Source organism: Shimia sp. MMG029 (genome assembly GCF_027947445.1).
GTDB lineage: Bacteria > Pseudomonadota > Alphaproteobacteria > Rhodobacterales > Rhodobacteraceae > Shimia.
Genome location: NZ_JAQJIM010000004.1, coordinates 25290 through 39744, shown reverse-complemented (window position 1 = coordinate 39744; position 14455 = coordinate 25290). Strand labels below are relative to the sequence as shown.

The 14455-nt window shown below is 51.6% G+C and carries 16 protein-coding genes; 7 read left to right on the top strand and 9 right to left on the bottom strand.

Annotation, left to right across the window (positions count from 1 at the left end):
- Positions 1-8: 8 nt before the first annotated feature.
- The 6 genes from PJL69_RS11405 to PJL69_RS11380 form a co-directional block, all read right to left on the bottom strand.
- Entirely contained in the window at positions 9-818 is an 810-nt protein-coding gene (locus PJL69_RS11405; RefSeq protein WP_271309764.1) for a ParA family protein, read from the bottom strand.
- On the bottom strand, positions 796-1437 hold the full coding sequence (gene rsmG / locus PJL69_RS11400; protein ID WP_271309763.1) for a 16S rRNA (guanine(527)-N(7))-methyltransferase RsmG: 642 nt from the start codon (positions 1435-1437) through the stop codon (positions 796-798). Before rsmG ends, PJL69_RS11405 begins: the two co-directional genes overlap by 23 nt.
- Positions 1434-3296, bottom strand: a complete 1863-nt coding sequence (mnmG, locus tag PJL69_RS11395; protein WP_271309762.1) for a tRNA uridine-5-carboxymethylaminomethyl(34) synthesis enzyme MnmG — start codon at positions 3294-3296, stop codon at positions 1434-1436. Before mnmG ends, rsmG begins: the two co-directional genes overlap by 4 nt.
- Before the next feature lie 23 nt (positions 3297-3319).
- Positions 3320-4618, bottom strand: coding sequence for a tRNA uridine-5-carboxymethylaminomethyl(34) synthesis GTPase MnmE (gene mnmE / locus PJL69_RS11390; RefSeq protein ID WP_271309761.1), 1299 nt, complete (start codon positions 4616-4618; stop codon positions 3320-3322).
- Positions 4619-4628: 10 nt separating this feature from the next.
- On the bottom strand, positions 4629-5900 hold the full coding sequence (gene rho, locus PJL69_RS11385) for a transcription termination factor Rho (protein WP_209097782.1): 1272 nt from the start codon (positions 5898-5900) through the stop codon (positions 4629-4631).
- A 120-nt stretch (positions 5901-6020) separates the two neighbouring features.
- Positions 6021-6470 carry a CopD family protein gene (locus PJL69_RS11380; RefSeq protein WP_271309760.1) on the bottom strand — a complete coding sequence of 150 codons (450 nt, stop codon included), beginning with the start codon at positions 6468-6470 and terminating at the stop codon, positions 6021-6023.
- Positions 6471-6883: 413 nt separating this feature from the next.
- On the opposite strand from PJL69_RS11380, the gene PJL69_RS11375 reads away from it, so the two are divergent.
- Genes PJL69_RS11375 through dnaQ form a run of 4 tightly spaced genes read left to right on the top strand, consistent with a single transcriptional unit; the run spans position 6884 to position 9642 of the window.
- The gene (locus PJL69_RS11375) at positions 6884-7483 is read left to right on the top strand and encodes a Maf family protein (RefSeq protein WP_271309759.1); all 600 of its coding nucleotides are present in this window, start codon (positions 6884-6886) and stop codon (positions 7481-7483) included.
- Complete coding sequence (locus tag PJL69_RS11370) at positions 7480-8313, top strand: shikimate dehydrogenase (protein WP_271309758.1); 834 nt, start codon at positions 7480-7482, stop codon at positions 8311-8313. Before PJL69_RS11375 ends, PJL69_RS11370 begins: the two co-directional genes overlap by 4 nt.
- The gene (coaE, locus tag PJL69_RS11365; RefSeq protein WP_271309757.1) at positions 8310-8912 is read left to right on the top strand and encodes a dephospho-CoA kinase; all 603 of its coding nucleotides are present in this window, start codon (positions 8310-8312) and stop codon (positions 8910-8912) included. Before PJL69_RS11370 ends, coaE begins: the two co-directional genes overlap by 4 nt.
- A complete protein-coding gene (dnaQ, locus tag PJL69_RS11360) occupies positions 8905-9642 on the top strand; it encodes a DNA polymerase III subunit epsilon (protein ID WP_271309756.1) in 738 nt (245 codons plus the stop codon). The genes coaE and dnaQ overlap by 8 nt, the downstream gene beginning before the upstream one ends.
- Before the next feature lie 39 nt (positions 9643-9681).
- Here dnaQ and secB read toward each other — a convergent pair whose 3' ends face one another.
- The gene (gene secB / locus PJL69_RS11355) at positions 9682-10176 is read right to left on the bottom strand and encodes a protein-export chaperone SecB (protein ID WP_209097776.1); all 495 of its coding nucleotides are present in this window, start codon (positions 10174-10176) and stop codon (positions 9682-9684) included.
- A 56-nt stretch (positions 10177-10232) separates the two neighbouring features.
- A complete protein-coding gene (locus PJL69_RS11350) occupies positions 10233-10775 on the bottom strand; it encodes an FxsA family protein (protein WP_271309755.1) in 543 nt (180 codons plus the stop codon).
- 105 nt (positions 10776-10880) lie between these two features.
- On the opposite strand from PJL69_RS11350, the gene PJL69_RS11345 reads away from it, so the two are divergent.
- Genes PJL69_RS11345 through PJL69_RS11335 form a run of 3 tightly spaced genes read left to right on the top strand, consistent with a single transcriptional unit; the run spans position 10881 to position 13179 of the window.
- Entirely contained in the window at positions 10881-11540 is a 660-nt protein-coding gene (locus PJL69_RS11345) for a Tim44/TimA family putative adaptor protein (RefSeq protein ID WP_271309754.1), read from the top strand.
- Complete coding sequence (mltA, locus tag PJL69_RS11340; protein WP_441347483.1) at positions 11537-12589, top strand: murein transglycosylase A; 1053 nt, start codon at positions 11537-11539, stop codon at positions 12587-12589. Before PJL69_RS11345 ends, mltA begins: the two co-directional genes overlap by 4 nt.
- Positions 12586-13179, top strand: a complete 594-nt coding sequence (locus PJL69_RS11335; RefSeq protein ID WP_271309753.1) for a Smr/MutS family protein — start codon at positions 12586-12588, stop codon at positions 13177-13179. Before mltA ends, PJL69_RS11335 begins: the two co-directional genes overlap by 4 nt.
- Here the strand turns inward: PJL69_RS11335 and PJL69_RS11330 are convergent.
- A complete protein-coding gene (locus tag PJL69_RS11330) occupies positions 13165-14388 on the bottom strand; it encodes an MFS transporter (protein WP_271309752.1) in 1224 nt (407 codons plus the stop codon). The genes PJL69_RS11335 and PJL69_RS11330 overlap by 15 nt on opposite strands.
- Between the last annotated feature and the right edge of the window lie 67 nt (positions 14389-14455).

Here is a 14455-nt window from a genome sequence, read left to right as displayed (position 1 = left end):
GGCCTCCTTTATGCTGCTACTTTGTAGTTTTTGGCCAACAGCTCTTTTGCCAAAGACCTGTAGGCTTCGGCACCTTTTGAAGTCGGATCATATTTCAGTACCGACTGTGCGTATGATGGCGCCTCAGAAACGCGGACGTTGCGCGGAATCTTCGTCTCAAAAACCAATTCCCCCAAATTGTCGCGCGCATCTTGTTCGACTTGTTGGGACAAATTGTTCCTTGCATCAAACATGGTCAAAACAATGCCCTCAATCCGAAGACCCGAATTCGCTGTTTGACGCACTTCCCTCACGGTGAGCATCAATTGAGAAAGCCCCTCAAGTGCAAAAAACTCACTTTGCAGAGGGATAAGCACAGAGTGTGCTGCAATCATAGCGTTCACAGTTAGTAAGTTCAGAGAGGGCGGGCAATCGACAAGAATGTAGTCGAGCTCATATCCATCCATCGCTGGCTGGCGCAAAGCATCGTGCAGGAGAAAACTACGTTTTTCATTGGTCATAAGCTCAATGTCAGCAGAACTAAGATCAACAGTCGCAGGGACAATCCACATTGTCTCCATTTCAGTGGCTTGAACAACGTCTTCGAGCTCAGCTTCACCTGTCAAAAGATCATATGTGGTGTGCTCTCTATCTTCTGCATCAATACCCAAACCAGTGGAGGCGTTCCCTTGTGGATCCAGATCGACCAGAAGAACCCGGCACTTTTGTTCGGCCAAGGCAGCTGCCAAATTGATTGCTGTTGTGGTCTTCCCCACTCCCCCTTTTTGGTTGGCCACAGCAATGATTTTAGGGCCCTTAGGGCGTGTGGGATCCGACACGTTTGAGTTCTCCGACTTTCAGGATGACTGCTTGAGAGTCTGTAATACTCTTTACCACTTCGTAATCAAATGACCATAATTCCTGGACGGATTTAAGTTCTTTTTCCCAATTCGCGCCTTTTGGGAACACGGCGGTACCGTTTCTATGCAAATGGCGCTCAGAAAACTCAAAAAGTAACCCTAGATCGGCCAATGCGCGCGCAGAAAGGACATCTGCATTTTGTGCAGGAGCCTTTTCAATGCGCTCAGTGAGAATCTGAGCCTCAACACCGGTTTCTCTTAAAACTGTTCGGAGAAAGGCGCATTTTCTTTGATCGCTTTCGATAAGCGTCACACTTTCAGGCGCCTCGCGCTCTGCGTTCATAAGCGCGACAACCAACCCAGGAAATCCACCACCACTACCGATATCAACCCAATGATTGGCACGACTTGGTGCACACCGTAGCACTTGCACAGAGTCCAGAATGTGTCTTTCCCAGAGTGCGTCCAAAGTGCTCTTAGAAACCAGATTGATACGCAGATTCCACTTCACCAAGAGTTCGGCAAGAATTTCTAGACGCTCAAATGTTTCACGTGAAACATCTAGTTTATTTAGTATTGATACCGAACAGTCCGTCATGCTGACTTTGCCTTCTGCGCCTGCCGCAGCTTCGCAAGCAATAGTGTCAGTGCAGCAGGTGTCATACCATCGATACGTCCGGCTTGCCCCAAGTTGGAAGGACGAACCGAATTAAGCTTATATTTCAATTCGTTGCTTAATCCATCAATGACATCGAAATCGAAGCCTGAGGGAATAATCAGCGCTTCATCCCGCTGCATAGCGTCTACATCGCGTTTTTGACGTTCAATGTAGTTTGCATAAAGTGCGTCCCGCTCCAACTGCAACTGGATCTCTTTGTCTACATTTTCATAAGCGCCATTCAACGCGATCAAATCCTCAAATCCTACCTCAGGGAATGCAAGCACCTGAAACGCAGAGCGGCGATTACCATCTTGATTGACAGCGATCCCTGCATCTTTGATCTGTTTTGGTGTAAAGATCTCCTGTTCGAGCAACGTCTTCCCAGCTGAAAGCATCTCCTGCTTATTTGAAAAGACTTCTTTCCTGGTTTCCCCGATGAGCCCAAGCTCCATACCCACCGGGGTAAGTCGTTGATCCGCATTATCGGCACGCAATGACAAACGAAACTCAGCGCGCGACGTGAACATACGATAGGGTTCAGTCACACCACGCGTGATCAAATCATCGATCATCACACCAATATAGCTGTCGGATCGGCTGAAATGGTGCGGCTCTTTGCCCTTCGCATACAAAGAAGCGTTCAAACCGGCCACAAGGCCCTGCGCCGCCGCTTCTTCATATCCTGTGGTGCCATTTATCTGACCCGCTAGATATAGACCTGGAACCCCTTTCACCCCCAATTCAGCGTTCAATGCCCGCGGATCAATATAGTCATATTCAATCGCATAACCGGGCTGCACAATCTCGACATCTTCGAGGCCATACATCGACCGAACATAGGCTTCCTGAACATCAACTGGCAAAGATGTCGAAATCCCATTGGGGTAAACCGTGCTATCATCCAGTCCCTCAGGTTCCAGAAACACCTGATGAGAGTCCTTGTCAGCAAACCGCACAATTTTGTCTTCAATAGACGGACAATATCGCGGTCCCACTCCTTCGATGTGTCCGCCATACATCGCAGATCGATCAAGATTTTCCCGAATGATGTCATGCGTCTTTGTATTTGTATGCGTGATCCCGCAAGAAATTTGGCGCGCAATAGGCCTTCTATTCATAAACGAAAACAAAACGGGATCTTCATCGCCTGGCTGACTGGCCAAAAGATCCCATTTGATCGTTTTCCCATTCAAACGGGGCGGAGTGCCTGTTTTCAAACGACCAAGAGGCAAACCAAAGCTGTCAATCCGCTCCGCCAATTTGATGGAGGCCTCATCTCCCATACGTCCACCGGGCCGGGATACGTCTCCAATATGGATCACGCCACGTAAAAAAGTTCCTGTGGTCAAAACCACGGCCGAAGCTGAAATTTCTGAACCATCTGCAAGCACCACGCCGCGCACGGCCTGACCTTCCATAAGGAAATCTGTCGCTTCTCCCTCAACCACTGTCAGGTTGGCTGTCGCATCGATTTCTGCCAGCATCTCTGTGCGGTAAATTTTCCGATCCGACTGCGCACGAGGCCCCTGCACTGCTGGACCTTTGCGTCGATTGAGAAGACGAAATTGTATACCTGCTTTGTCAGCGACGCGTCCCATGAGGCCGTCAAGTGCGTCCACCTCTCGCACAAGATGGCCTTTACCGAGTCCCCCAATCGCGGGATTACAGGACATGACACCGATACCAGACCTATTCAGCGTAATCAGAGCTGTGGCTGCGCCCATCCGCGCTGAGGCGGCAGCGGCGTCCGCTCCTGCATGGCCACCACCAACAACAATGACGTCAAAATGTTTCACGTGAAACACTCCCTTAACTTTGATTACTTTCCGATACAGAAACTCGAGAAAATTTCATCCAGCAAGTTCTCTACATCGACATGCCCAACGATTGAATCAAGGGATCGAATCGCCGTTCGCAGCTCTTCAGCACCTATATCATAGTGATCTGGTCCCAAAGCGAGAACAGCCCGACCTGCATCAAGGGACTCTGATGCGCGCTTCATAGCGATACGATGACGTTCACGCGTTGCGACACCGGATCGAGATGCCTGTTCTGACAGTTTATCCGTAATTTCAGACACCAACTCGGTGACACCAAAACCAGTCTTTCCAGATATCGCGTTCTCGAGATCATCGAGCGTGTCAGCTTTTGCAATCCGGATCACATCTTCTGGCAGAGGTTCAAAGTCAGGGCTTTCATCCTGAGTTTTTAGGAAAACGCGCAAATCCGCAGCCTCTGCCCGTTCACGGGCGCGTTGGATCCCAATGCCTTCAACATGATCATCCGTTTCGCGCAATCCAGCGGTGTCGAGCAAGGTCACAGGAAGGCCATTCAGCTCCATACGAACCTCAATCACGTCGCGCGTGGTGCCAGCATATTCAGAGGTGATCGCCGCTTCGCGCCCGGCAAGCGCATTGAGCAAAGTGGATTTCCCGACATTGGGCGCGCCAAGAATAGCCACCTCAAATCCAGTGCGAATGCGTTCGGCGGTATCTACTCCTGCAATCTCACGATCCAATTCAGATCGCACACCAGAGAGCAATTCCGTGACCTCAGGGGTCACATCGACAGGAACATCTTCGTCGGCAAAATCAATGGTGGCTTCAATCAGAGCTGCAGCTCGGATCAGATCTCTACGCCATTTGCCCGCGAGATCACCGAGATCGCCAGACAAAACGCGCAAGGCTTGCCGCCGTTGGGCTTCGGTTTCTGCATCAATCAGATCCGCCAAACCCTCTACCTGCGCAAGATCAAGACAGCCATTTTCCAAAGCGCGTCGGGTGAATTCCCCCGCTTCAGCCAGACGCAGACCTTCCATCTCGGACAGCTCTCGCAAGACTGCGTTCACCACGGCGGTAGAGCCATGCAGATGAAGCTCAAGGACTTCTTCGCCGGTGAAGCTGGCTTTCTCTTCGAAATAGAGCACCAAAGCCTGATCCAGACGACGGCCTTCGCTGTCTTTCAAAATCTTCAAAGCAGCAAATCTTGGTTTGGGCAACGTTCCGAAAAGCGCCCTGCCCGCCTCAGCAGCCCGGGAACCGGACACACGAACGACAGCGACCCCCGCTTTACCGGGGGCCGTTGCTAAGGCGAAAACTGTGTCTGGCACATAGGCCATGTCACATTCCTTAAGTGTTCATCGAGTCAAAGAACTCGCCATTGGTTTTGGTTTGCTTCAGCTTACCAAGCAAGAATTCGACAGCATCCGTGGTGCCCATCGGGTTGAGGATACGACGCAGTACGAAAGTCTTGGCCAGATCGCCTTTGTCGACGAGCAGATCCTCTTTCCGCGTACCGGATTTGAGAATGTCGATCGCCGGGAAGACACGTTTGTCTGCAACTTTACGATCCAGCACGATCTCAGAGTTACCGGTGCCTTTGAACTCTTCAAAGATCACCTCGTCCATACGCGAGCCGGTGTCGATCAGCGCAGTTGAAATGATGGTCAGCGATCCACCTTCTTCGATGTTACGGGCAGCACCAAAGAAACGTTTGGGGCGTTGCAACGCGTTGGCGTCTACACCACCGGTCAAAACTTTACCAGAGGAAGGCACCACGGTGTTGAAAGCGCGACCAAGTCTTGTGATTGAGTCCAGAAGGATCACAACATCTCGTTTATGCTCCACAAGGCGCTTTGCCTTTTCAATCACCATTTCAGACACAGCGACGTGGCGGGTGGCCGGTTCGTCAAAGGTAGAGGAAATAACCTCCCCTTTCACGGAGCGCTGCATGTCTGTCACTTCTTCCGGGCGCTCGTCGATCAGCAGAACGATCAAGTAACACTCTGGGTGGTTGGCTTCGATGCTGTGCGCGATATTTTGCAGCAATACGGTTTTACCGGTTCGTGGCGGAGCCACAATCAAAGACCGCTGCCCCTTACCGATTGGCGCCACCAAATCAATAACACGAGCGGAGCGGTCCTTGATGGTGGGATCTTCGATCTCCATCTTCAGGCGCTCATCCGGATAGAGCGGTGTAAGGTTGTCAAACGCAATCTTGTGCTTGGCTTTCTCTGGCGCCTCAAAGTTGATCTGAGACACACCAGTCAGCGCAAAATAGCGCTCATTGTCGCCAGGCGCGGTCATAACGCCATTCACAGTGTCACCCGTACGCAGAGAATGCTGACGGATCATATCTGGGCTGACATAGATGTCATCGGGGCCCGGCAAATAGTTGGCTTCAGGAGAGCGCAAGAAACCAAAACCGTCTTGGAGCACCTCAAGAACACCATCACCAGAGATTTCCCAACCATCATCCGCGCGCTCGCGCAGAATCTGGAACATCATCTCGCCCTTGCGCATCGTCGATGCGTTCTCGATTTCCAGCTCTTCGGCCATTGCCAAGAGTGCTTTTGGGCTTTTGGCTTTCAAATCGCCAAGAGCAAGCTTTTCTTGTGTCATGAAAAAATCCTGTGCTGCCCGAAATGGGGCAGGTCATGTGCTCTATATAAGGGATACACTTAACCCGGACGGGCCAGTTGACGACTCAGATACGGCTTTCGCTGTTCTGAGTCAATAAATTCAGAATTTCACCACCACCGAAACCACGATGATGACCATCAAGATCGTCGGCACTTCGTTCATCAAACGATATTGGCGTCCGGTGAGGGTATTCTCGTTCCGGTCAAACTTCTTTCTCATTTGCATAAGCCAGTGATCAAACCCAGTCATGCAGATTACCCCAAATGCCTTGGTATACGGCCAAACTGACGACCAATCGACAATTCCGGGCGTAAAAACCAGTGTGAGACCTGCAAGCCATGCCGCAACACTCGCAGGCGCCATGATGTAGCGCTGAAGTTTGTATTCCATGATTTTGAGCGTTTCATCGAGCTGATCCCCCTGCTGAGCTCTTTCCGCATGATAGACGAATAGACGAGGGAGATAGAACAAGCCCGCCATCCAGCTGATCACAGCCATGATATGGAAAGCGAGAACATAAGGGTAAATGTCTACCAGAAAGTAGCTCATGCGGTTTTGATCCTTGGGACGAGCCCACCCTCTCTAAATAAATAAATATATTTAGAAAAGGATGATGATTTTGTTGGGACGCCAAAACCTGTGGATTATGGAATTTCCCACGCAGTTTTACACAGGAGGATAGAATTTCTAAGAAGACTCCCACATCTGGGGCTAAAGTGAAAAAAGTCATGTAGAGTCAAAGACTTGAGAAAAACATGATCTGTGGATGGCTGTGGGTAAAGATGAGGATGAAGCGGTATGCGGCTGATTCCTCCCCCAGGTAAAGTTTTCCTCATCCACGGTGCAGGAAAACGGGGGATTTCCCTGAAGTCTGGGTGAGTTTCCCCAGCTTGCAAAATCTCACAGAAGTTTCCAGAAAGGACTCACCAGATGTTCCTTTCCTTCTCCACGGATTTATCCACATGACCTCTTCCCTGATCCTCGCTTCGGGCTCTGAGATACGGGCTCAGTTGCTTCGGAATGCAAACGTAGACTTTGAGACAGTGAAGCCGCGTGTGGATGAAGAGATGATCAAACGTGCGCTACAAGCAGAAGGCGCTTCCCCGCAGGATATTGCTGATGCGCTGGCGGAAGCGAAAGCGCGCAAAGTGAGTTCTAAACGACCAGAAGCCACCGTTATTGGATGCGATCAGGTTTTAGAACTTAACGGCACCATCTTTTCTAAACCAGCGAGTGTCGCTGATGCACGCAATCAGCTCTTAATGTTGCGTGGCACACGGCATAAGTTGCTGTCTGCAGCGGTGATTTACCAAAATGGAGAACCGATCTGGAGGTTCGTCGGTGTCGTAAGGCTCTTTATGAGGAACTTTAGCGACGCGTTTTTGGAAGAGTATGTCGCGCGCAATTTCGACAGTATCTCCCATGCTGTTGGAAGTTATAAACTCGAAGAAGAGGGTGTTCGGCTGTTTGATAAAATCGATGGAGATTATTTCACGGTGCTTGGAATGCCACTTGTGGAAATACTCTCATATTTGACCGTCAGGGGAGACCTAGAACAATGACCCTACCTTCCATTCCCCTTGCCGGTGTGATCGGCAATCCAATCGCGCATTCGAAATCACCTTTGCTACATGGGCACTGGCTGAAGAAGTATGAAATTTCAGGGCATTACATCCCAATGGAGGTGGCCGCCGATGATTTAGAGGATGTCTTAAGAGCAATGCCAAGGATGGGGTTTGTTGGTTGCAATGTGACACTCCCTCATAAAGAGCGCGTTGTTCAGTTTGTGGATCAGATCACCGATCGCGCCACTCTTATCGGTGCTGTGAACACACTGATTTTTCGCTCTGATGGCAGTATTATGGGCGATAATACAGACGGTTATGGTTTCATAGAAAACTTGCGCGATGGCGCACCTGACTGGCGGGCAGAAAATGGGGCTGCTGTGGTGCTTGGCGCCGGGGGGGCGGCCCGTGCTGTAGTGGCGTCTTTGCTAGATGCTGGCGTGCCCGAGATCCTGATCACAAATCGTACACGGGTTCGTGCCGAACGTCTAAGAGAGGATTTTGGCGCGCGCGTTAAAGTCATCGAATGGGTCCAGGCCGGCAATATTCTCGAAGAAGCGGCGACACTGGTGAACACAACTTCATTGGGGATGGCCGGTAAATCTGAGCTTCGGATACCGATGGATGGTTTGCGCAGTGAAACAGTTGTGACGGATCTGGTGTATAACCCTCTGGTCACAAATTTCCTCAAAACAGCCCAAGAGCGCGGATGTGTGACTGTTGATGGCCTTGGAATGTTGCTGCATCAAGCGGTCCCGGGATTTGAGCGTTGGTTTGGTCGCCGTCCTGTTGTGGATGAAGCCACACGGCAGGTCGTTTTGGGATGACCAAACAAGTGTTCAAGCTCGGTTTGACCGGCTCTATCGGCATGGGGAAGTCGACGACAGCGCGCTTTTTTTCAGAGTTAGGCTGCCCGGTTTGGGATGCGGATGCGGCTGTGCACAGGTTTTATGCGAAAGGGGGCGCAGCTGTTGCGCCTGTTTCAGCAGTACTGCCAAATGCGATAGAGAACGGTGCGATTTCGCGAGATCGGTTGAAAGAGCTGATTGCAAAAGATGCGTCTGTGCTGAGCAAAATAGAAAAAATTGTCCATCCTCTGGTCGCTCAAGATCGCGCTGACTTCATCAAAGAAGCAGCCTCCGATATTCTCGTTTTTGACATTCCATTGCTCTTTGAAACAGGTGGCGAGGCAGCGATGGACGCGGTTGTGTGTGTCTCTGTTTCACCTGAAATACAGAAAAAACGTGTGCTGGAACGTGGTACGATGACCGAAGACCAGTTTGAGCATATTCGGTCAAAACAGATGCCAAACGAAAAAAAAGTGGCATTGTCAAACTACGTGGTAGAAACGGATACACTTGACCACGCCCGGTCTCAGGTGGAGAAGATCGTGAAAACCATCAGAGGACAGTTGGATCATGCGTGAAATCGTACTTGATACGGAAACCACAGGCTTTGATCCGTTTTCTGGCGACCGTATCGTCGAAATCGGTGCGTTGGAGCTCTACAATCACCTGCCAACCGGCGAGACATTTCATGTCTACATCAACCCTGAGCGATCTATGCCGGATGAGGCGTTCAAGGTGCATGGAATTGGCCCAGATCTCTTGGATATCCCTCGTGATGCCGCGCCGGGAGAGGTGACACTGCGCGACAAACCTGTGTTTAACGCGTTTGGCCAAAAGTTTCTCGATTTCATCGGCAATGATAGCAAACTTGTCATCCATAATGCCAAGTTCGACATGAAATTCTTAAATGCCGAATTGAGCTGGATGAACCTGCCGCAAATTCCGATGGAACGCGCTGTCGATACGTTGGAAATGGCGCGTAAGAAATTTCCGGGGTCTCCTGCAACGCTGGACGCTCTTTGCCGCAGATTTGGGATCGATAACTCCTCACGGACGTTGCACGGTGCTCTTCTTGACTCCGAAATTCTGGCTGAAGTGTATCTCGAGCTGATTGGCGGACGACAACCAGATCTGGTTTTGGCGTCTAATAATACTTCAGAAAAGAAAAGTGCCACCATTCAGGATGACTGGCGTCCAAGTGCCAGGCCAACGCCTTTGCCGTCTCGGCTTTCAGACGCGGAAGCGGAGGCACATAAAGCTTTTGTGGAGAAAATGGGCGCTGACGCCCTCTGGTCCAAACTCGGCTAGTTTGGGTAAGGCGCTGCCAAAGGGGCAGCGCCAAACTGATCAGTTGGCGACAGGCTGTTCGCTCTGTTCCTGTGCACGACGCGCGAGTTCAGCGCGATAAAGTGCTACAAAATCAATAGTTTCCAAGTTCAATGGTGGGAAACCACCATCGCGTGTCACGTCTGACACAATGCGACGCACGAATGGGAACAACATGCGTGGGCATTCGATCAGAAGGAACGGATGCAGTTGATCTTCTGGCACGCCTTCAACGTGGAAAACGCCAGCATAGTCCATCTCAAGGATGAACATTTCAGCACCGTCATCTTTGTTCTTGGCTGTGATGTTCAGTTTGATAGCAACCTCAAACTGGTTATCTGCGGCGCGCTTCTTGGCATCCAAGTTCACCTGTACCTGGACATCAGGCTGTGGGTTTGCGCTAGAGCCTTTTTGAGCGAGAATATTCTCGAACGACATGTCGCGCACGAACTGGGTCAGAACGTTCATTTTCAGCTGCGGCGCTTGCTGTGCAGCACCGTTTTCAGTTTCTGCCATTTTTGGTCTCCAAAAAAATCGCGTTTGGCCTGCTTTATCAGGTCAAACTATGCGCCTCAATGCTTTGTCCAACCTGAAGGCGAATGTGTGGGTTTTTTCACCTGATTGTCCTGTTTGGCAGCAAATTCAGTGGATGGGTCGACTTCAGTAAACTCTCCGTCAATGACCTCATTTTCTTGCGCTCCAGAGCGGCGCTTTGCACTCTGCGCGTGAAATGAAGCGCCGGTCGAACCTCCCATGGAAAAACTTTGCACCTTTATGCGTTTTCGAGCGTAGTGAAACACAGCAGAGCGAAACGGAGGTGTCAGTAAGGCAAAGCCAACGGCATCTGTAAAAAATCCAGGTGTTAGCAGAAGAACACCAGCAATCAGGATCATTGCGCCATGCGCCAAAGGCTCAGTTGGATCATTCAATTCGTTGAAAGACTGTTGAACATTTCCGATGGCAGCGAGACCCTGAGAGCGCACAAGGTGGGTGCCCAGGATTGCTGTCAACAGAACAATTGCCAATGTCGGCCAAAGGCCAATAGCGCCACCAACACTGATAAACAGTGCGATCTCAATCATTGGGATCGCAATAAAGGCTATAAGAAGCCACATCTTCGTTTAACTCCAATGTCATCCTCTGGCGAGGTGGACTTGACCCCGCCTGTAACTTACATAAGTGCGTGAGACAGTTGTTTCCATGCCCAACAAGAGGTTCAAATGAACTCCACCCTTCTTCAAGTATTGGTTCTTGCCGGTATTGCTGTGTTTTTGATCCTGCGTTTGCGCAATGTACTGGGAACACGTGATGGGTTTGAACCCCCTCGTCAGGAAGCCGCAGCGCCGTCCCGTCGTCGGGGGCCAGAGCTCGAAGTGATTGAGGGAGGTCCGGATCAAGATATCTTGGACCATGCCGAAGAAGGCAGCCCCCAGGCTGAAGCCTTGGCTAAGATGAAATCCGCTGAGCCTCAGTTCGGCGTGAATGATTTCCTTGGGGGAGCCCGCGGCGCTTATGAGATGATCCTCATGGCGTTTGAGAAAGGTGAGCTTTCCGACATCAAAGATTTTCTCGGAGAAGAAGTCTATGAGAGCTTTGCATATGTCGTGCAGATGCGCGAAGAAAAAGGTCTGACTGTCGAAAGTGAATTTGTCGGTGTGCGCGAAATGGTTCTTCAAGACGCCACATTTGATGATACCACCAAAGAAGGCGAAATCACTGTGCGCTTTATTGGGGAACTGACCCATGTTGTGCGTGACAACGGTGGCGACATCGTGGAAGGCAGTGATAGTCAGATCAAGCGGCAAAAAGATGTTTGGACCTTCGCGCGCGTGATGGGAGCGGATGATCCTAACTGGCAGCTTGTTGCCACAGGCGAATGAATAAGACGTTTCGGGCGGCGTTTGCCGCAGCCCATCTGATGGCCGGTCTCTTGGTCGGGAGCGTAGCGATGTCCGAAACGACTATGAAAATTCTTTCGTTTGAAGACCTTGATGGATGGGCAGCAGATGATCATGAGGCGGCCCGTCAGGTATTTCTAAACACCTGCGCCGATCTGGATGCACCAGATTGGCAAACGATCTGCGCGGCGGCGACAGGCATTTCTGATGCCAGGAAGTTCTTTGAGCTGCTCTTTCGGCCGGTACTCATAGAAGAGTCAGGCCGAGGCGCATTGTTCACCGGATATTTTGAACCAGAACTCAATGGTGCGAAACGTCCCGGCGGCCAATATCAATATCCGATATATCGTGTGCCTCCTGAGGTTCGAAAAGGCGGACAATGGCTGACACGACGCGAGATCGAAACAAGTGGCGCAATGGCCGGCCGCGGTTTGGAGATTGCTTGGGTTGACGATCCTGTAGAGCTGTTTTTTCTTCAAATCCAAGGATCCGGCCGCGTGCGCCTCCCAGATGGCGGCTATATCAGAGTGGGATACGGTGGTGCGAATGGCCATCAGTATCGATCTGTCGGTGCAGAACTTGTTCGGCGTGGCATCTACAGCGCGCATCAGGTGAGTGCACAGGTCATCAAGAATTGGGTAAAGCGTAACCCTGTGGATGGTGCGGAACTGCTTCGACACAATGACAGTTTTGTCTTCTTTCGAGAGGTCAGTCGTGTGCCTGCGCACAAAGGTCCGCTAGGCGCAATGAACCGATCGATCACTACGCTTCGTTCCATTGCCGTTGATCCTGCATTTACACCTCTTGGCGCGCCGGTATGGGTGGAAAAAGACGGAGACGGTCCGATACGTCGTTTGATGATCGCGCAAGATACAGGATCCGCCATCAAAGGAGCACAGCGTGCAGATATCTTCTTTGGCACTGGCGATGCTGCTGGTCTTGCCGCGGGGACTTTGAAAGACTCAGGTCGCATGGTTGTTCTTTTGCCGATCCAGCGCGCTTATGCCATGCTGCCGGAGTCGGTTCTGTGACACGGCGAAAACTAAGCGAAGATGAAGTTGCGCTTTGGCGTAAGGTTGCGGAGACGGCAGAGCGTCTTAATCCAGCAGCGAAATCGCATGATTTGCCTCTTCCAAAGCCCAAGCCCCAGAAGAAACCACGCTTGCGGGAGGCATCCCCTGCCCTGCCAGCATTTGAAGTTGGATCGCGCGCTTCGTCTGAATTGCGCGGGCATGACCTGTTGGGATCTGTTTCAGATCGTGTTGCGCGGCAGCCTGTACAAATGGACAAGAAAGCCTTTGGCCGCATGAAACGCGGAAAGCTGGTTCCAGAAGGCAAAATCGACCTGCATGGCATGACTGCCGATCAGGCGCATGGGGCGTTGACCGGGTTTATCATGCGCTCCCATGGGGAAGGAAAACGGCTCGTGTTGGTGATCACCGGCAAAGGCAAATCCAAACGTGATGATGGGCCAATTCCGACGCGGCGCGGCGTTCTCAAACATCAGGTACCACAGTGGTTTGCCCTGCCCCCGATGAAAAGCTGCATTTTGCAGGTAGCTGAAGCGCACATCAAACACGGTGGCACCGGGGCGTACTATGTTTATCTACGGCGTCGGTAGTCTGCGGCGCGCCCGGGCAAAAGGGATGATCATCGCGACGCTTGCGAATGCAAAACAAACGGCAAAGCTCTGGAGCTGGCTTTCATAGGCGACGCCTGAATCAATCAACCACCCCGACAAACCGGGCCCAAGCGCAGATCCTAGGACGCCAAAGGCTGCCACAGTGGCTTTGATCGCGCCAAGATGTGCCGTACCAAAGAATTCAGACCAGACCGATGCGGGCAATGTTGCCATGCCTCCCCCAGCCACCCCCATCAAAATGACGCCTACAGCGACCCAACTTACCGTGGGTGCCCAGGCGTGGATCGTGAACGCGGCCACAAGCGGTAGAAGATAAAACGGCATAAGACGTGCGGCACCAAATCTGTCGATCAACCAGCCGTAGATCAAGGTCGACAGGCCAAACGAAGCGGTCCCAAGCGGGAAGACAGCGACAAGAGAGAGGTGGGACCAGCCCTTTATTTCCGCGAAATAGGCTTGTTGGAAGAAAAACACGGTGGCGAAGGCCGGGAAAGCCATCATCGCAGGAATTGCAGAGAGAAAAACCGGATGGCGAAGAGCCTCCCACCGTGTCCAGTTGCGGTCGTCCATGCCAAGTGTAGAGTTTTCTGAAGTGATACTGCTTGGTGCGCGTTCTTGGCGCAGGAGTATGAAAATGATCGGCGCCATGATAAGGCAAAAGCAGGCGGCGGCGATCCAGATCATGTGCCAATCAATACGGATTTTTAACCACACCACCGCAATTGGCATGACCGCTTCGGCCAGCATGAAGCCTATTGTGGCAAAGGCCAACGCGCGCCCACGAGACGCGGAAAACCAGCGAGCCATGGCCACAGCAGAAATATGAGGGAGCATCCCCTGGGCGGTAAATCGTAGCGCGAGGATAACGACAGGCAGCGCCCAGACCCACGTGAGCTGCGATAGTGCAAAACACGCACATGCCAGAAAAATGAGCATTACAGGGCCAAGCAGGCGCACACGGATGCGATCAGCGAGCGTGCCCGCCCAAAGCATCACCAATGCGGATGTGCCTGTGCCAAGCATGTAAAAGGCGCCCCATTCCCCATGTGACAGATCAAAATCGGCACGAATATCGGCCGCAAAGGTTCCGATAAAGAAGGTCTGTCCAAAACAGGACAGAAACATCAGCGCAGCACCGGGCAAAAGAAAGCGCCCGTTTTGCCGTAAGAATGCACGGGTAGAAATCATGGCAGCGGCTCAAAGGATTGGGCTTTTGGCGCTAGGCGCAAAAAGAAAGCTCCGGAAAGATAACTCT